Origin of the sequence: Chromohalobacter sp. 48-RD10 (assembly GCF_029889785.1) — a bacterium.
GTDB lineage: Bacteria > Pseudomonadota > Gammaproteobacteria > Pseudomonadales > Halomonadaceae > Chromohalobacter.
The window spans coordinates 1-18,082 of sequence record NZ_JARANX010000013.1 but is presented as its reverse complement, the minus strand read 5'-3'; the positions used below and the strand labels follow the sequence as shown (position 1 = coordinate 18,082).

General features: G+C 58.4%; 13 protein-coding genes, 4 tRNA genes and 1 rRNA gene. All 18 read right to left on the bottom strand.

The window, feature by feature from the left end; all coding sequences use genetic code 11:
• Positions 1-6: 6 nt before the first annotated feature.
• The gene (gene fusA, locus OP496_RS12835) at positions 7-2,127 is read right to left on the bottom strand and encodes an elongation factor G (RefSeq protein WP_280564050.1); all 2,121 of its coding nucleotides are present in this window, start codon (positions 2,125-2,127) and stop codon (positions 7-9) included.
• Positions 2,128-2,145: 18 nt separating this feature from the next.
• Complete coding sequence (rpsG, locus tag OP496_RS12830; RefSeq protein WP_280564048.1) at positions 2,146-2,616, bottom strand: 30S ribosomal protein S7; 471 nt, start codon at positions 2,614-2,616, stop codon at positions 2,146-2,148.
• A 110-nt stretch (positions 2,617-2,726) separates the two neighbouring features.
• Positions 2,727-3,101: a 30S ribosomal protein S12 gene (gene rpsL, locus OP496_RS12825; protein ID WP_040239433.1), complete on the bottom strand. Its 375-nt coding sequence runs from the start codon at positions 3,099-3,101 to the stop codon at positions 2,727-2,729.
• Positions 3,102-3,249: 148 nt separating this feature from the next.
• On the bottom strand, positions 3,250-7,467 hold the full coding sequence (rpoC, locus tag OP496_RS12820; RefSeq protein ID WP_280564046.1) for a DNA-directed RNA polymerase subunit beta': 4,218 nt from the start codon (positions 7,465-7,467) through the stop codon (positions 3,250-3,252).
• Between the two features lie 79 nt (positions 7,468-7,546).
• The gene (rpoB, locus tag OP496_RS12815; protein WP_280564043.1) at positions 7,547-11,623 is read right to left on the bottom strand and encodes a DNA-directed RNA polymerase subunit beta; all 4,077 of its coding nucleotides are present in this window, start codon (positions 11,621-11,623) and stop codon (positions 7,547-7,549) included.
• A gap of 227 nt (positions 11,624-11,850) precedes the next feature.
• Positions 11,851-12,222, bottom strand: a complete 372-nt coding sequence (gene rplL / locus OP496_RS12810) for a 50S ribosomal protein L7/L12 (protein WP_280564041.1) — start codon at positions 12,220-12,222, stop codon at positions 11,851-11,853.
• A gap of 82 nt (positions 12,223-12,304) precedes the next feature.
• The gene (rplJ, locus tag OP496_RS12805) at positions 12,305-12,808 is read right to left on the bottom strand and encodes a 50S ribosomal protein L10 (RefSeq protein ID WP_280564141.1); all 504 of its coding nucleotides are present in this window, start codon (positions 12,806-12,808) and stop codon (positions 12,305-12,307) included.
• A 262-nt stretch (positions 12,809-13,070) separates the two neighbouring features.
• Positions 13,071-13,763, bottom strand: coding sequence for a 50S ribosomal protein L1 (gene rplA, locus OP496_RS12800; RefSeq protein ID WP_280564039.1), 693 nt, complete (start codon positions 13,761-13,763; stop codon positions 13,071-13,073).
• Positions 13,764-13,765: 2 nt separating this feature from the next.
• Positions 13,766-14,197 carry a 50S ribosomal protein L11 gene (gene rplK, locus OP496_RS12795; protein ID WP_280564037.1) on the bottom strand — a complete coding sequence of 144 codons (432 nt, stop codon included), beginning with the start codon at positions 14,195-14,197 and terminating at the stop codon, positions 13,766-13,768.
• A 103-nt stretch (positions 14,198-14,300) separates the two neighbouring features.
• Positions 14,301-14,834 (bottom strand): transcription termination/antitermination protein NusG, encoded by a 534-nt coding sequence (nusG, locus tag OP496_RS12790; protein WP_280564035.1) that lies wholly within the window; start codon positions 14,832-14,834, stop codon positions 14,301-14,303.
• An 8-nt stretch (positions 14,835-14,842) separates the two neighbouring features.
• Positions 14,843-15,211: a preprotein translocase subunit SecE gene (gene secE, locus OP496_RS12785; RefSeq protein ID WP_280564033.1), complete on the bottom strand. Its 369-nt coding sequence runs from the start codon at positions 15,209-15,211 to the stop codon at positions 14,843-14,845.
• Positions 15,212-15,282: 71 nt separating this feature from the next.
• A tRNA-Trp gene (locus OP496_RS12780) sits at positions 15,283-15,358 on the bottom strand.
• A gap of 123 nt (positions 15,359-15,481) precedes the next feature.
• Positions 15,482-15,556 (bottom strand) — tRNA-Thr (locus OP496_RS12775).
• A 6-nt stretch (positions 15,557-15,562) separates the two neighbouring features.
• A tRNA-Gly gene (locus OP496_RS12770) sits at positions 15,563-15,636 on the bottom strand.
• Between the two features lie 49 nt (positions 15,637-15,685).
• Positions 15,686-15,769: transfer RNA gene (locus tag OP496_RS12765), tRNA-Tyr, on the bottom strand.
• 100 nt (positions 15,770-15,869) lie between these two features.
• Positions 15,870-16,709 carry a type III pantothenate kinase gene (locus tag OP496_RS12760; protein WP_280564032.1) on the bottom strand — a complete coding sequence of 280 codons (840 nt, stop codon included), beginning with the start codon at positions 16,707-16,709 and terminating at the stop codon, positions 15,870-15,872.
• The gene (locus OP496_RS12755) at positions 16,706-17,686 is read right to left on the bottom strand and encodes a biotin--[acetyl-CoA-carboxylase] ligase (protein ID WP_280564031.1); all 981 of its coding nucleotides are present in this window, start codon (positions 17,684-17,686) and stop codon (positions 16,706-16,708) included. Before OP496_RS12755 ends, OP496_RS12760 begins: the two co-directional genes overlap by 4 nt.
• Before the next feature lie 311 nt (positions 17,687-17,997).
• Positions 17,998-18,082, bottom strand: a 5S ribosomal RNA gene (gene rrf / locus OP496_RS12750); the annotation flags it as partial.

Below are 18,082 nucleotides of genomic sequence, written 5' to 3'. Positions count from 1 at the left end.
TAACGGTTAACCATTCTGGTTGATGACGGCTTCAACGACGCTGGAGGGCGCCTCTTCGTAATCCGCAAACTCCATAGTGTAGCTTGCGCGGCCCTGGGTCTGAGAGCGCAAATCGGTCGCGTAACCGAACATCTCAGCCAGCGGCACCGTGGCACGGATAATCTTGCCAGACGGCGAATCCTCCATGCCCTGAACGAGGCCACGGCGGCGGTTAATGTCGCCCATGACGTCCCCCATGAATTCTTCGGGAGTCACGACCTCAACCTTCATTACCGGCTCCAGCAGCACGCCCTTGGCCTTCGGCGCGCCTTCCTTGATCGCCATGGAAGAGGCAACCTTGAACGCAGTCTCGTTCGAGTCCACGTCATGGTAGGAACCATCGAACAGCGTGACCTTGACGTCAATCATCGGATAGCCCGCAATGACACCGTTCTGCAGCTGCTCATAGGCCCCTTTCTCGACGGCCGGCACGTATTCCTTGGGAACCACACCACCGACGATTTCGGAGGCGAACTTGAAGTTCATTTCTTCGTCTTCGCCTTTATCTTCGGGCGTCAGCGGCTCAATGCGCAGCAGCACGTGACCGTACTGACCACGACCACCCGACTGACGAACGAACTTGCCTTCCTGCTCGACACTGGCGCGAACCGTCTCGCGGTAGGCTACCTGAGGCTTACCGATATTGGCGTCGACTTTGAATTCACGACGCAGACGATCGACGATGATGTCGAGGTGGAGCTCGCCCATGCCAGAAATGATCGTCTGACCGGTTTCCTCATCGGATTTGACGCGGAAAGAAGGATCTTCCTGAGCCAGCTTGCCCAGCGCGGTCCCCATCTTCTCTTGGTCGGGCTTGGACTTCGGCTCCACGGCGACCGAGATCACCGGATCCGGAAATTCCATGCGCTCAAGAATGATCTTGTCCTGCAGATCACAGAGAGTGTCGCCAGTAGTAACATCCTTGAGCCCGATGCAGGCAGCGATGTCGCCCGCATAGACTTCCTTGATCTCCTCGCGTGAATTGGAGTGCATCTGGACGATACGGCCCACGCGCTCCTTCTTGCTCTTCACGGAATTGAAGATGCTATCACCGGACTTGAGCACACCCGAGTAGACGCGAATAAAGGTCAGCGTCCCCACGAACGGGTCAGTAGCGATCTTGAAGGCCAGCGCGGCAAAAGGCGCTTTATCGTCCGCTTCACGCGTGGCGATGGTGCCATCCTTATCGTCAAGCTCACCTTCGATAGCCTTGACTTCGGTCGGCGACGGCATATATTCGATCACGCCATCGAGTACCGCCTGGACGCCCTTGTTCTTGAACGCGCTACCGCACGTCACCAGAACGATCTCGTTATCCAGGGTACGGCGACGCAAGCCAGCCTTGATGTCTGCCTCGGAAAGGTCGCCCTCTTCGAGGTACTTGTCCATCAGCTCTTCGGACGCCTCGGCGGCGGCTTCGACCATCTGCTCACGGTACTTGGCAGCAGTATCCTTGAGCTCATCGGGAATATCGACGAGCTCATAGTTCATGCCATGATTGGCCTCATCCCAGAGGATCCCCTTCATCTGGATCAGGTCGACAACCCCTTTGAAGTTATCTTCCGCGCCCCAGTTGATCTGGATCGGGACCGTATTGGCCCCCAGCTTTTGCTTGAGCTGGTCGAGTACCATGAAGTAATCGGCACCGGCGCGGTCCATCTTGTTGACGAACACCATGCGCGGAACTTCATACTTGTGGGCCTGGCGCCAAACCGTTTCGGTCTGCGGCTGAACCCCGGAGGAACCACAAAGCACGACGACGGCACCGTCGAGAACGCGCAAGGAGCGCTCGACTTCGATCGTGAAGTCGACGTGCCCCGGCGTATCGATGATATTGATGCGATGCTCGTCGAACTGCTTGCTCATCCCCTGCCAGAAGCAAGTGGTCGCAGCGGAGGTAATCGTGATACCACGCTCCTGCTCCTGCTGCATCCAGTCCATGGTGGCGGCACCATCATGCACCTCGCCGACCTTGTGAGACAGGCCAGTATAGAACAGGACACGCTCGGTAGTGGTAGTCTTCCCGGCGTCGACGTGAGCCACGATACCGATATTACGGTAGCGATTAAGCGGAGTCTTGCGTGCCACGATGGAATACCCCGTTGGTTAGAAGCGGTAGTGAGAGAAGGCCTTGTTGGCATCTGCCATGCGATGCACGTCTTCACGCTTCTTCACAGCAGCACCCTTGCCTTCGGCGGCGTCCAGCATTTCGCCAGCGAGGCGCTGCACCATGGTCTTCTCACCACGACTGCGCGCCGCATCCACCAGCCAGCGCATGGCCAGGGCCTGACGGCGAGAAGGACGGACTTCCACGGGCACCTGATAGGTCGCACCGCCAACGCGGCGAGACTTGACCTCAACCATCGGCTGGATTGTTTCCAGCGCCTTGTCGAAGGTTTCCAGCGGCTCATCTTTGTTACGTTCGGCAACCCTGTCCAGCGCACCGTAGACAATGCGCTCAGCTACAGATTTCTTGCCGCTGATCATCAGGTGGTTCATGAACTTGGCCAGACGCTCACTTCCGAATTTCGGATCCGGGAGGATTTCGCGTTTGGCGACAACTCTTCTTCTAGGCATGATAAGCCCTCGTTTCGAAGGGTCCTTCAGGTAAACTCGAGACGACGCATCGCGCGCTCGACCTTACTCTTATCTGACCGGTAGTAGTTGATGTCTTGATCGCTCAGCGATCAAGACTTGGGACGCTTGGTACCGTACTTGGAACGGCCCTGACGGCGATTCTGAACACCGGAAGTATCCAGCGCACCGCGAACGGTGTGATAACGCACACCCGGCAAGTCTTTTACACGACCGCCGCGGATCAGGACCACGGAGTGTTCCTGCAGGTTGTGACCTTCACCACCGATATAGGAAGCGACTTCGTAGCCATTCGTCAGGCGCACGCGGCAAACCTTACGAAGCGCCGAGTTCGGCTTCTTCGGAGTGGTAGTGTAGACACGGGTGCAAACCCCGCGCTTTTGCGGGCAAGACTGCAGCGCCGGCACGTCGCTCTTGGCGGCCGGGCGCTTGCGCGGCTTGCGCACGAGCTGATTGATCGTTGCCATATCTGTAGCTGACTCCAATGGTTGCCAAACCTTTCAACATTGGGACAGGACGTACCCACCCCACTGTTAAAGGCAGCGCATTCTAATGTCTGGCGACGAGCCTCGTCAAGTCCGCCACCACGTGGGCGCCGGACTTGACGGCATACGCCTAGAGGTCTTCGTCGTCGGCGTCCAGCGCGGTGAGCTGTGCGCCCAGCTCCTGTTCGACATCGGAGGCCGACGGATTGACCGTGTGCTCATCATCTTCACGCTTGCGACGCCGCTCGGCGTGATGCGCCAAGCCGGTTCCGGCCGGCACCAAGCGACCCACCACAACGTTTTCCTTGAGGCCGCGCAGATAATCGCGCTTGCCGGAGACCGCCGCCTCGGTCAATACGCGGGTGGTTTCCTGGAACGATGCCGCCGAGATGAACGACTCGGTTGCCAGGCTTGCCTTGGTGATACCCAGCAGCAGACGCTCGCATTTGGCCGGGAACTTGCCTTCTTGGGCCAGGCGTGCGTTTTCCTCGAGGACGCGGACATACTCCGCCTGATCGCCGGTAATGAAGGAAGAATCCCCGGCATCGGTGATTTCCACCTTACGCAGCATCTGGCGCACGATCACTTCGATGTGCTTGTCATCGATAACCACACCCTGCAGGCGATAGACGTCCTGGATCTCGACCGTGATGTACTTGGCCAGTTCCGCGGTCCCGAGCAGGCGTAGAATATCGTGAGGATTACTGGGACCCTCGGAGATGACCTCGCCTTTCTCCACCGTCTCGCCTTCGAACACGCCGATCTGACGCCCTTTGGGGATCAGCATCTCGACCGGTTCACCTTCTTCAGGCGTGACCGTCAGGCGACGTTTGCCCTTGGTTTCCTTGCCAAAGCTGATGGTCCCGGTGACCTCGGCCAGAATCGCTGGTTCCTTAGGCTTGCGTGCCTCGAACAAGTCGGCGACACGCGGCAGCCCGCCGGTAATGTCCTTGTTACCGGACGCTTCAACCGGGATACGCGCGATAACCTCACCGACCCCAACCTGATCGCCGTTTTCACCGGCGATGATGGCCTTGCCAGGCAGCATGTACTGCACCGGAGTATTGGAGCCCGGCAGCGTGACATACTCACCATTTTCGTCGAGCAGCATGATCATCGGGCGCTTGTCACGGCCGGAAGTTGGGCGCGCGGCGGTCTCGATCACCTCGATATTCGACAGGCCGGTCATCTCGTCCACGCTACGGTGGATAGTGCTGCCTTCTTCCATATCGCTGAACTGGACCCGGCCCGTGACCTCGGCCACAACCGGGTGAGTATGCGGATCCCACTTGGCGACCGGCGTCCCGCCATCGACCATGTCGCCGTCGCGCACCGACAGCTCGGCACCATACGGCAACTTGTAGTACTCACGTTCGCGACCATGCTCGTCAGCAACGGCCAGGGCACTCGAGCGAGACACAACGATGAGCTTGCCGTCATTGCGCTCAACATGCTTGATGTTATGCAGGCGCACCGTGCCGCCGTGTTTGACCTGAACGCTATCGACGGCCGAGGCACGCGATGCAGCCCCCCCGATGTGGAAAGTACGCATGGTGAGCTGGGTACCCGGCTCACCGATCGACTGCGCTGCGATGACACCGACGGCCTCGCCGGTGTTGACCTGATGGCCACGCGCCAAGTCACGGCCATAGCACGCCGAGCACACACCGTGTGCCGTTTCGCAGGTGATGGCACTGCGCACGATGATCTCGTCGACACCCATGGTATCGAGTTCGGCACACCAGGCTTCGTCAAGCAGGGTACCGCGCGGGATCAACACCTCCTCGGTCTGCGCATCAACAACGTCCTGCGCCACGATGCGACCCAGTACACGCTGTGCCAGCGAGACGATAATGTCACCGCCCTCGATGACCGGATGTACCGTCAACCCTTCATAGGTACCGCAGTCCTCTTCGGTCACTACCAGATCCTGAGACACGTCCACCAGTCGACGCGTCAGGTAACCAGAGTTGGCGGTCTTGAGTGCCGTATCCGCCAACCCTTTACGAGCGCCGTGCGTCGAGATGAAGTACTGCAGTACGTTCAGGCCTTCACGGAAGTTGGCAGTGATCGGCGTCTCGATGATCGAGCCATCCGGCTTCGCCATAAGCCCGCGCATCCCTGCCAACTGGCGGATCTGAGCGGCACTACCGCGAGCCCCGGAGTCGGCCATGATGAAGACGCTATTGAAGGAGTCCTGCTCGACCTGCTCGCCATTACGGTCGGTGACGACCTCCTTGGAGATTCCCGACATCATCGCCTTAGCGACCTTGTCGTTGGCCTTGGCCCAGATATCGATGACCTTGTTGTACTTCTCGCCCGCAGTCACCAGACCAGAGGAGAACTGGTCTTCGATTTCCTTGACCTCTTCCTCGGCGCCGTCGACGATTTCCCTCTTCGAGTCGGGAATGACGAAGTCATTGACCCCGATCGATGCACCCGACCAAGTCGCCAGACGGAACCCGGTATACATCAACTGGTCGGCGAAGATGACCGTATCCTTGAGCCCCACACGACGATAGACGGCGTTGATCAAGCCGGAAATCGCCTTCTTCTTCATCGGCTGATCAACAAGCTCGTAAGGCATCCCATTGGGAAGGATACGGAACAACAAGGCACGCCCCACCGTCGTATCGCGAAGCGAGGTCTTGCCTTTCAGTTCACCGTCTTCATCGTCCCGGTCGTATTCGGTGAGCCGTACCTTGACACGCGCATGCATCGACACACTCTCGGTCCCGAACGCACGCTCGACTTCGTCGAGATTGGAGAAAACCATGCCTTCGCCCTTGGCATTGACCTTCTCGCGGGTCATGTAATATAGACCCAGCACGACGTCCTGGGACGGTACGATGATGGGCTCGCCGTTAGCTGGCGACAGCACATTGTTAGTGGCCATCATCAGCGTCCGCGCCTCGAGCTGCGCTTCCAGCGTCAACGGAACGTGTACGGCCATCTGATCGCCGTCGAAGTCGGCGTTATACGCCGCGCACACCAACGGATGCAGTTGGATCGCCTTGCCTTCGATCAACAACGGTTCGAAGGCCTGGATACCCAAGCGGTGCAGCGTCGGGGCACGGTTGAGCATGACCGGATGCTCGCGGATGACATCGGCGAGGATGTCCCACACTTCCGGTAGCTCGCGCTCGACCATCTTCTTGGCGGCCTTGATGGTCGACGCTTGGCCGTTCGCTTGTAGCCTGGAGTAGATGAACGGTTTGAATAGCTCAAGCGCCATCTTCTTGGGCAAACCGCACTGGTGCAGGCGCAGGGTCGGACCGACGGTGATGACGGAACGGCCGGAGTAATCGACACGCTTGCCCAGCAGGTTCTGGCGAAAACGCCCCTGCTTGCCCTTGATCATGTCGGCCAGCGACTTCAACGGACGCTTATTGGAACCAGTGATGGCACGGCCGCGACGACCGTTGTCGAGCAGCGCATCGACAGATTCCTGCAGCATCCGCTTCTCGTTGCGTACGATGATATCCGGCGCATTGAGATCGAGCAGGCGTTTCAGGCGGTTGTTGCGGTTGATCACGCGGCGATACAGATCGTTGAGATCCGAGGTCGCGAAACGACCGCCGTCCAGCGGCACCAACGGACGCAGATCCGGCGGAAGTACCGGTAGCACTTCCATGATCATCCACGCCGGGTCGTTGCCGGACTTGTAGAAGGCTTCCAGCAGTTTCAAGCGCTTGGAAAGCTTCTTGATCTTGGTTTCGGAGTTGGTCTGCGGAACTTCTTCGCGCAGGCGCTCGATCTCTTCTTCGAGATCGACATCATTGAGCAACGCCTGTACGGCTTCGGCACCCATGCGGGCATCGAAGTCGTCGCCGAATTCTTCCAACGCTTCGAAGTACTGCTCATCGCTAAGCAGCTGGCCGCGCTCAAGCGTGGTCATGCCTGGATCGATGACCATGAAGCTCTCGAAATAGAGCACACGCTCGATATCGCGCAGGGTCATGTCCAGGAACAAGCCGATGCGTGACGGCAGCGACTTGAGGAACCAAATATGCGCCACCGGCGCAGCCAGTTCGATATGACCCATACGCTCGCGGCGCACAGCGGCCTTAGTGACCTCGACGCCGCACTTTTCGCAAATGATGCCACGATGCTTCATGCGCTTGTACTTACCGCACAAGCACTCGTAATCCTTGACCGGACCGAAGATCTTGGCGCAGAACAGGCCATCACGCTCAGGCTTGAACGTACGGTAGTTGATGGTCTCAGGCTTTTTGACCTCGCCATAGGACCAAGAGCGGATCAAGTCCGGCGACGCGAGCGTAATCTTGATCGCATCGAATTCTTCGGACTGTGCCTGCGATTTGAGGACTTTCACCAAATCTTTCATGGGGTCGGCTCCGTAGCGGAGTTGTCATGAGCGGGGCCTCTAGAGGCCCCGCGGACCGTCATTCGTCAGCGTGAAACGCTCAGCCTTCCAGCTCGATATCAATACCCAGCGAGCGGATTTCCTTCACCAATACGTTGAAGGATTCCGGCATGCCTGCCTGCATCGAGTGGTCGCCGTCGACGATGTTCTTGTACATCTTGGTACGGCCTTCCACGTCGTCGGACTTGACGGTCAGCATTTCCTGCAAGGTATAGGCCGCGCCATAGGCTTCCAGCGCCCAGACCTCCATCTCACCGAAGCGTTGTCCGCCGAACTGCGCCTTACCGCCCAGCGGTTGCTGGGTCACCAGCGAGTACGAGCCGGTGGAACGGGCGTGCATCTTGTCGTCGACCAGGTGGTTGAGCTTGAGCATGTACATATAGCCCACCGTCACGGAACGATCGAAGGTTTCCCCCGTACGCCCGTCATAGAGCGTCATCTGACCGGAATCCGGCAGGTTGGCCAGGCTCAGGAGATGCTTGATCTCGTGCTCCTTGGCACCATCGAAGACCGGCGTCGACACCGGCACGCCATTGCGCAGATTCTTCGCCAGGGTGATGATCTCGTCATCGCTGAGCGAGTCGATATCCTCCTGGCGCGTCTCGGCGGTGTTGTACACTTGCCCCAGGAAGTCGCGAATCTCCGCCATCTGCTGCTGGCGGGCACCGCGCAACATCTCGTTGATCCTCACCCCGAGTCCCCAGGCCGCCATGCCCAGGTGTGTCTCAAGAACCTGACCGACGTTCATGCGCGAGGGCACACCCAACGGATTGAGCACTAGGTCGACCGGCTCGCCATTGTCATCGAATGGCATGTCCTCGACAGGCATGATCGATGAAATGACACCCTTGTTACCGTGACGGCCGGCCATCTTATCGCCGGACTGGATGCGACGCTTCACGGCGAGATAGACCTTGACGATCTTGAGCACGCCCGGCGCCAAGTCGTCGCCCTGAGTCAGCTTGCGCTTCTTGTCCTCGAAACGTTCGTCCATCTCCTTGCGACGTGTTTCCAGCTGCTCATCGGCCTGAGCCAAGAGCTCGTTGAGCGCCTCGTCCTGCATGCGCAGCTTGAACCACTGGCTGCGTGGTAGCTCGTCGAGGTAAGCTTCATCGAGAACGTCACCTTTCTTGAGCTTAGGACCGCCATTGACCGGCTGACCGAGCAAGGTGCGCTTGAGGCGCTCGAAGGTGGCTTCTTCGGCGATGCGGTACGTTTCCTGAAGATCTTTGCGTACTTCATCAAGCTGGCTTTGCTCGATAGAGAGCGCGCGCGAATCCTTGTCGACGCCATCGCGAGTGAAGACCTGCACATCGATGATCGTGCCCTTCATACCCGTCGGCGCGCGCAGCGAGGTGTCCTTCACGTCGGACGCCTTCTCACCGAAGATCGCACGTAGCAGTTTTTCTTCCGGCGTCAGCTGGGTTTCGCCCTTGGGCGTGACCTTGCCGACCAGGATATCGCCAGGGCCGACCTCGGCACCGATATAGACGATACCTGCATCGTCGAGCTTTCCAAGTGCCGCTTCACCGACGTTGGGAATGTCCGAGGAAATCTCCTCGGCACCCAGCTTGGTATCGCGAGACACGCAGGTCAGCTCCTGGATATGGATGCTGGTGAAGCGGTCTTCCTCGACTACACGCTCCGAGATGAGGATGGAGTCCTCGAAGTTGTAACCGTTCCACGGCATGAACGCCATGCGCATGTTCTGACCCAGCGCCAGATCCCCCATGTCGACGGAAGGCCCGTCGGCCAGGATATCACCGTTTGCCACGGTATCGCCCGGGCGTACGATCGGGCGCTGGTTCATGCAGGTATTCTGGTTGGAACGCAAGTACTTGGTCAGGTTATAGATATCGACGCCAGCTTCACCGCCAATGATCTCATCTTCATTGATGCGTACCACGATGCGTTTGGCATCGACCGAGTCGATCACCCCGCCGCGGCGCGCGATCGCACAGACACCGGAGTCACGAGCAACGAAACGCTCCATGCCCGTGCCAACCAACGGCTTCTCGGCACGTAGGGTCGGGACAGCCTGACGCTGCATGTTCGAGCCCATCAAGGCACGGTTGGCGTCATCGTGTTCGAGGAACGGAATCAACGCTGCGGCCACGGACACCACCTGACGCGGCGACACGTCCATCAACGTGACCTTGTCCGGCGCCATGAAGGTGGTCTCGCCCCTGTGACGTACCTGCACCAGATCGTCGACCAGCTTGCCGTTCTCGTCCACCGTCGCCGAGGCCTGGGCGATGATGAAGTCACCTTCCTCAATGGCCGACAAGTGCACGACGTCATCGGTGATCTGACGATCATCTACCCTGCGATACGGCGTTTCCAGGAAGCCGTAGCTATTGGTGTGACTGTAGGTCGCCAGCGAGTTGATCAAGCCGATGTTAGGGCCTTCCGGCGTCTCGATCGGGCAAAGACGGCCGTAGTGCGTGGCATGCACGTCACGCACTTCGAAGCCGGCACGCTCACGGGTCAGACCACCCGGCCCAAGCGCGGACACACGACGCTTGTGCGTGACCTCGGAGAGCGGATTATTCTGGTCCATGAACTGGGACAGCTGCGAGGAGCCGAAGAACTCCTTCACTGCGGCCGCCACCGGCTTGGCATTGATCAGATCCTGCGGCATCAAGCCTTCGCTCTCGGCCATGGAGAGACGTTCCTTGACCGCGCGCTCGACACGCACCAGACCGACGCGGAACTGGTTTTCCGCCATCTCGCCAACGCAACGAATACGGCGGTTGCCCAGGTGGTCGATATCATCGACGTCACCAAAACCGTTACGGATATTGATCAGCTCGCGGAGAACATCAAGGATGTCCTGGTTATCGAGAATCCCGGAACCTGTATCCCCTTCGTGACGCAGACGGCGGTTGAACTTCATGCGACCGACGCCCGAAAGGTCGTAGCGATCCTCGGTGAAGAACAAGTTATGGAACAGCGTCTCGGCCGCTTCCTTGGTCGGCGGCTCTCCGGGGCGCATCATGCGATAGATCTCCACCAGCGCCTCGAGTGGAGAGCGCGTGGTGTCAATCTTCAACGTATCGGAGACGAACGAGCCCGCGTCGAGATCGTTGGTGTACAACGTCTCGAGCGTGGTGATGCCCGCCTGGCCGAGCGTTTCAAGCAGCTCGGGGGTGATTTCCGTATTGCATTCGCATACCAGCTCACCGGTATTCGGATCGACCTGATCCTTGGCCAGCGTCTTGCCGAACAGGTACTCCATCGGCACATCGAGGCGCTCGAGGCCGGCTTTTTCCATCTGGCGAATATGTTTCTGGGTAATGCGACGACCTTCCTCGACGATGACGTTGCCCTCGCCATCTTGGATATCGAAGGTCGCCGTCTCGCCACGCAGCCGTGACGGCACCAGCTCGACGCTGAACCCTTTCTTCTCGACATGGAAGGTGCTGGTGTCGAAGAACGTCTCGAGGATCTCCTCGGCACTCATGCCCAGCGCGCGCAGCAACACCGTAGCCGGCAGCTTGCGGCGACGATCGATGCGGACGTAGACGTTGTCCTTGGGATCGAACTCGAAATCCAGCCATGAACCGCGATACGGGATAATTCGCGCGGAGTACAGCAGCTTGCCGGACGTGTGACTCTTGCCCTTGTCATGGTCGAAGAACACACCCGGCGAGCGATGGAGCTGGGAGACGATGACACGTTCGGTACCGTTGACAACGAAGGTACCGTTTTCGGTCATCAAGGGGATTTCCCCCATGTAGACTTCCTGCTCTTTAATGTCCTTGATCGCCTTGTTGGACGAGTCCTTATCGTAGATGATCAAGCGCACCTTGACCCGCAGCGGCGCCGAATAAGTCACACCACGCAGTTGGCATTCCTTGACGTCGAACGCCGACGTGCCAAAGCGGTAGCTGACATACTCGAGAGCGGCATTGCCGGAAAAGCTCTCGATAGGGAACACGGACTTGAAAGCAGCATGCAAGCCGACGTCAAGGCGTTCTTCGATAGCCCGGTCCTGCTGGAGGAAGTCGTAGTAGGAATCAAGCTGAATGGCCAGCAGGTAAGGCACATCCATCACTTGTGGCAGTTTGCCGAAATCCTTGCGGATGCGTTTTTTCTCAGTGTATGAGTAAGCCATCTGTATTCCCCAGCTTGTTCACCTTGGGTGACCGGTGCGTGGTCGGCGCCGCCTGAAGGGACTTCCCATCAGGCGCTGACGGCAAGCCCTTACGAGAGCTCGCCGTCGGAATTCGTCTAGTCAGACACGTGACATTCTGGCTAGCAGCAACAGAAAAAGGCCGGCAGCGGGAAAACCCGCCGCCAGCCATGAAGCTTACGCAGCGCGTAAAGCCATGGTCACCGGAGTTACTTGAGTTCCACGGATGCGCCAGCTTCTTCCAACTTGGTCTTGGCTTCGTCGCCATCTTCCTTGGACATGCCTTCCTTGAGGGTTGCCGGGACGCCGTCGACGGCTGCCTTGGCTTCTTTGAGACCCAGGCCAGTGATCTCACGGACCACTTTGATGACGTTGACCTTCTTATCACCAGCTTCAGCCAGCACCAGGTCAAACTCGGTCTGTTCTTCAGCTTCTTCGCCTTCGCCACCACTTGGGCCAGCCACGACAGCAGCGGCCGCAGAAACACCGAACTTCTCTTCCATCGCAGAAACCAACTCAGCCACTTCCATGACGGACATTTCGGCGACAGCGTTGATGATATCTTCTTGAGTCAGTGCCATTGTCAAATTCCTAACTTTGCGGGAGCCTCATGTCATGAGCGCTCATTGATACAGGGTTCGTGCCAGTCGGTTCAACCTGCCCTTAGGCGGCTTCTTCCTGCTTCTGGTCACGCAACGCAGCGAGTGTACGAGCCAACTTACCAGCCGATGCTTCCTTCATGACGGACATCAGCTTGGCGATGGCTTCATCATGTGTCGGCAGCGTCGCCAGGCGATCAAGGCCGGAAGCCGGGATGAACTCACCTTCGTATGCCAGCGCCTTAATCTCGAAATCTTTCTCATTCTTGGCGAACTCCTTGAACAAACGAGCGGCAGCGCCCGGATGCTCATAGGAAAAGGCCAACATGGTCGGACCCGAGAACGTCTCGTTGAGGCACTCCCAAGGAGTACCTTCAAGGGCGCGGCGTGCCAATGTGTTGCGCACAACACGAACTTGCACGCCATTCTCGCGAGCCTGCTTGCGCAGTTCAGTCATGGCGCTTTCCGCCACACCGCGAGAATCGGCAACGACGACGGAGAGCGCATCTTGTGCGGCTTCACTGACCTCGGCAACGATCGCTTTCTTGCCTTCGAGTGCTAATGGCACAGTGATCACTCCTTCGTACCGGACGCCTTTCAGGGCGTTCCAGTGGTTACCATCTCCCCCATCTTCGCTTGTCACGAGAGGGGGCCGGGGTGATGGTGCTCACCAGAAGACTGGCGGCCACACCATCTGCGCAGGCGGCTTTTGAGGTCCATTAAGCCATGCTCGTTCGACGAAGCTTGGCACCTGCGGTCTTTGACGGTGCCCCGCCGCCACGCCTAGACGCTGTGCACGGGGACCGCAAAGTTACTGCCTTTCCCGCGACTCACACGAAGGGCGTGTGATCCACGGTCAACCCTGGCCCCATGGTAGTGGACAGGGTAATTTTCTTGAAGTAGATGCCCTTGGACGTACTCGGCTTGAGACGCTTCAGGTCACCGATCAATGCATCGAGGTTGCCCTTGATAGCATTGGCGTCGAAATCCACCTTACCGATAGCGGCATGAATGATGCCGTTCTTGTCGGTACGAAAGCGAACCTGGCCTGCCTTCGCGTTCTTCACGGCAGTGGCGACGTCCGGCGTTACGGTGCCGACCTTGGGGTTGGGCATCAGGCCACGCGGACCGAGGATCTGGCCCAGCTGTCCAACGACACGCATGGCGTCCGGTGCAGCCACCACTACATCGAAATCCATATTGCCTTTTTTGACATCTGCCGCCAGCTCGTCCATCCCTACGACATCGGCACCTGCCTCTGTCGCGGCATCGGCAGCAGCGCCTTGCGCAAAGACAGCGACACGGGCGGTCTTGCCCGTACCGTTCGGCATGACAGTAGCGCCACGCACGACCTGGTCGGATTTACGCGGGTCAACGCCGAGGTTGATTGATACTTCGACGGATTCTTTGAACTTGACCGCGGATACTTCAGACAATAGGGCGACAGCTTCTTCCAGGTTATACACCTTGGAATTGTCGACCTTTTCGCTGAGCATCTGCGCGCGCTTGGTAAGCTTGGCCATGATCAGAGACCCTCCACGTTGAGGCCCATGCTACGGGCACTGCCTGCAATGGTGCGGACAGCCGCATCAAGGTCGGAAGCCGTCAAATCGGGCTCCTTGGTCTGGGCAATCTCTTCCAGCTGCTCACGTGTCACGGCACCGACCTTGGTCTTGTTCGGCACACCAGAGCCAGTCTTGATTCCTGCCGCTTTCTTCAACAGCACTGCTGCGGGCGGCGTCTTGGTGATGAACGTGAAGCTACGATCAGAATAGACCGTGATCACGACCGGCGTTGGGAGGCCCGGCTCAATGTCCTGAGTTTCGGCATTGAACGTCTTGCAGAACTCCATGATATTGACGCCGTGCTGACCCAGCGCAGGGCCCACGGGGGGACTCGGATTGGCCTTACCTGCTGCGACCTGCAGCTTGACATAGGCCTGTACTTTTTTCGCCATATTGGACTCCAGTTGGGTGGTAACGCCTTGCGGCTCCCCATTTCAAAGAGGCCCTAGGACCTCTACGACATACACCGGCTTCTACCGAGCCGGCGTCTTGAATTCATTCTTTTTCGACCTGAGCAAACTCGAGCTCGACAGGCGTCGAGCGCCCGAAGATCAGCACGCTGACATGCAAGCGGCTCTTCTCGTAGTTGACTTCTTCCACCACACCGTTGAAATCGGCAAAAGGCCCATCTACGACACGCACGGTTTCGCCTGGATCAAAGAGCGTCTTGGGACGCGGCTTGTCCGTACCGTCCTGCACACGACGCAAGATGCCATCGGCTTCTTTTTGCGTAATCGGTGCCGGCTTTTCCGGCGTACCGCCAATGAACCCCATGACACGCGGCGTCTCATTCACCAAGTGCCAAGTGGCGTCGGTCATTTCCATCTCGACAAGCACGTAGCCGGGATAGAACTTTCGCTCGCTCTTGCGACGCTTGCCGTCACGCATCTCGACGACTTCTTCGGTCGGCACCAGAATTTCTCCAAACTGGTCTTCCATGCCATACATCTTGATGCGCTCATGAAGAGAACGCATCACATGCTTTTCGAAACCCGAGTAGGCGTGGATGACGTACCAACGCTTGGACATGAAAACTCCTAACCTATGATGCCGGACATGGCCCAGCCGAGAAGCGTATCGATCAGCCATAGCAGAATGCCGACCAACACTACGGCCACTAAGACGATCGCGGTGGTCTGAATCGTCTCGGGGCGCGTCGGCCACACTACGCGCTGAATTTCTTTACGCGACCCGCGCGCCAACTCGGTCAGCGCACGCCCTTTGGTCGTGGTCAATGCCACCGCCGCAGCGGCTACACCAAGCACCACGACACCGAGCACGCGATACAGCAGCGCTTGATCGGCAAAATAAGCATTGCCTGCCACCGCTAGAACGACAAGAACGACGGCAACCGCCCATCTAGCGACATCGAAACGCGACTCTTGCACCTCGGCGCTTTGTTTCATGGAAAAGGATCTCCTAAGGCGCGGCAAGCGTAACAAGAAAGAATAAAGGAAGAACCAGCACTGAGGAAGGCTGGCAGGCCAGGAGGGACTCGAACCCCCAACCTGCGGTTTTGGAGACCGCTGCTCTGCCAATTGAGCTACTGGCCTATACTCTGCAACCTGGCGCTTTGCTGGTAGGCTTTTCTACAGCGCGCGCCATGATAGCTAACTACAACCAGGAAGGCAACCCAGCTGCATTCCTCAAGACGAGAAGCCAGCCTCGCCCAATAATGGAGCTCATGGACGGATTTGAACCGTCGACCTCACCCTTACCAAGGGTGTGCTCTACCCCTGAGCTACATGAGCTTAACTTGGAGCGGACAGCGGGGATCGAACCCGCATCATCAGCTTGGAAGGCTGAGGTTCTACCATTGAACTATGCCCGCCTGCCCACTCTTCGCTTGCGCCCTAAGGCTGGCGGTCAAGCATCTAATCTGGTGGAGGGGGAAGGATTCGAACCTTCGAAGCTTGCGCGGCAGATTTACAGTCTGCTCCCTTTGGCCACTCGGGAACCCCTCCAACGCGGCGATAAATTCTACGGGTTTTGAGAACTGTGTCAAGCACTTAATTTACAATGCTTTTTCCATAACCCTGTCGAATCGAACCGCGCAGCAGTATGTCAAAGCAGCATTGAGAATGCAAGCCCAGCCCTAACTTTTTCCAGAGGAGGAACAGGGGGTGGCAACGGCGCCCCGGCCAACCGACCAGCGCGCTCCGCCGCCGTCAGTGGGTAGCATGTTTCAAGCCCTGCATAGACCATGTCCGGCCATACTGCATGCGGGATACGCAGTCCACGTGACACTACCCGGGCATCTCCCCCAGTCAAGAGCAGAGGTAATGCAACGCCTTCCCGGTCACATACTTCGCTATAAATACGATTAACAGCGCTGACTGCCGACATGTAGATCCCGTGATTGACCGCCTCAACCGTGTTGCGCCCTGGTGCCAATAGCTCATCTGCTTCACTGTCAGGGTCAATGGCCACATTACGCGTCCCCAGCTTGAGGCTTTCTTTCATCAAGCGCAGGCCGGGGATGATATACCCCCCCAGATGGCGACCACCGGGCAACACAAAATCCATGGTGATCGCGCTGCCGCAATCGACACTGCAACAGCCCCCAGTCAGCTGATAGCCGGCCAGCGCCCCCATCCAACGGTCGACGCCAAGACGTTCGGGCTCATCATAACCGCAGCTGACACCAAGTGCTTCGGGAGTCGAGCGCGCCACGTGCACCACACCGACCTGGCGCCGAAGTAATGTCACGGTATCGCGCAGTACGGATTCTCGCGCAACGCTCGAGATACGCACAGCCTCTACCACATCGAGATCTGGTATGTCGGCACCAGGCCGCCACTCTTCCCGCGTCCAGACAGCCCCGCGAGAGCGAATTTCACTGCTCGCAACATCTTTCAGACGCCATTTCGACAAGGTATTGCCGATATCGAGATCCAAAATCATGAGCGCGCGCGCAAGCTGATTTCACCACCGGCCAATAGCCGGGCTTCCCCATTCACATTGACTCGCAAATTCCCGGTGGCATCCACATCCCCGGCAACAGCCGTATAGGTGCGCCCACCCTGAGCGACATCCACCTCGCGCCCTGCATAGGCATTGCGACGATTCCAGGCATCACGCCACGGCTCGAAGCCATGTTGCTCGAAAAGAGGCAACATTCCCAGCAAAGCCTCTACCAGCGACGCGGACAGCGCATTGCGCGAAACGTCGGGCCTGACGTCATGCAGGGCCGCAACGGGCTGTTCCACGCGGTTTCGTGCCGATTCAAGCAAAGCCACATTCAGCCCAATGCCGATGACCACCTCACAGGGGCCGGCAACATCGCCACTCACTTCCAGCAGGATGCCTGCCAACTTCGCAGTGCCCACATCCCGGCGCATCAAAAGGTCATTTGGCCATTTCAGCGCCACAGGCACGGATAGGCCCTCGAGCACTTCGGCTAGCACTACGCCCACGGCCAGGCTCAAGCCTTCCAGCGCGGATGCGCCTTCATCGAAACGCCAGCCCAGCGAGAACAGCAAACCACCTCCCCAGGGACAAATCCAATGACGACCGCGTCGTCCACGCCCTTCACTCTGGCTCTCTGCCAAGCACACCTCGGCATGCCCCGCGTGCTGCTGAAAGCGTTCGCGCAGAAAGGTGTTGGTTGAAGGCAGCGCATCTTCGACGAAAAGGCGGGTCAAATGATGACGCGGCTCTGCAGGCAGGCGCTCTATGATAGCCGGCCCGGACAACAGGTCGAGCGGCTCGGACAAACGATATCCCTGCCCTTTCACCGCCTCCAACTGCAATCCCATTTTCTCCAGCTTCTTGAGTTGCTTCCAGACCGCTGTGCGTGAAACGCCCAGTTGCTCGCCCAATTGTTCGCCGGAGTGATACTCACCGTCGCTCAGCAAACGGATCAGATCACCAATCGTCATTCTGATCATCCCCGTCGGGAAAAAACGCCATTCTATCGAAATGCGCTCCGCCAGGGGAGCATAGCCGACTAAAGCGCAATAAATTACGCTGTCAGGCGACAAGCTTAGCCGCAGAGTGCGCCCACAGCTTTTCTAACCTGCAGCATTTTTCCGGCCCCAAACGACGACACCCCCGACCAACTGGCCGGGGGTGTCGAACTAAATGCCTGATAATGACCGGGGCGGCCTTCCGCCGGGCGGCGCTCCGCGGCTCTCCAGGGGAAGGCCCTCAATGAATGAACCCCGACCAATGGCCGGGGTTCGAAATAAATGCCTGACGATGACCTACTCTCGCATGGGGAAGCCCCACACTACCATCGGCGCTAAGCGGTTTCACTGCTGAGTTCGGCATGGGAT

Coding starts and splice junctions, on each gene's coding strand:
- rpsG (WP_280564048.1), bottom strand. CDS start 2,616: ATGCCTAGAAGAAGAGTTGTCGCCAAACGCGAAATCCTCCCGGATCCG.
- rpsL (WP_040239433.1), bottom strand. CDS start 3,101: ATGGCAACGATCAATCAGCTCGTGCGCAAGCCGCGCAAGCGCCCGGCC.
- rpoC (WP_280564046.1), bottom strand. CDS start 7,467: ATGAAAGATTTGGTGAAAGTCCTCAAATCGCAGGCACAGTCCGAAGAA.
- rpoB (WP_280564043.1), bottom strand. CDS start 11,623: ATGGCTTACTCATACACTGAGAAAAAACGCATCCGCAAGGATTTCGGC.
- rplL (WP_280564041.1), bottom strand. CDS start 12,222: ATGGCACTGACTCAAGAAGATATCATCAACGCTGTCGCCGAAATGTCC.
- rplA (WP_280564039.1), bottom strand. CDS start 13,763: ATGGCCAAGCTTACCAAGCGCGCGCAGATGCTCAGCGAAAAGGTCGAC.
- rplK (WP_280564037.1), bottom strand. CDS start 14,197: ATGGCGAAAAAAGTACAGGCCTATGTCAAGCTGCAGGTCGCAGCAGGT.
- nusG (WP_280564035.1), bottom strand. CDS start 14,834: ATGTCCAAGCGTTGGTACGTCATCCACGCCTACTCGGGTTTCGAAAAG.
- secE (WP_280564033.1), bottom strand. CDS start 15,211: ATGAAACAAAGCGCCGAGGTGCAAGAGTCGCGTTTCGATGTCGCTAGA.
- OP496_RS12760 (WP_280564032.1), bottom strand. CDS start 16,709: ATGATTTTGGATCTCGATATCGGCAATACCTTGTCGAAATGGCGTCTG.
- OP496_RS12755 (WP_280564031.1), bottom strand. CDS start 17,686: ATGACGATTGGTGATCTGATCCGTTTGCTGAGCGACGGTGAGTATCAC.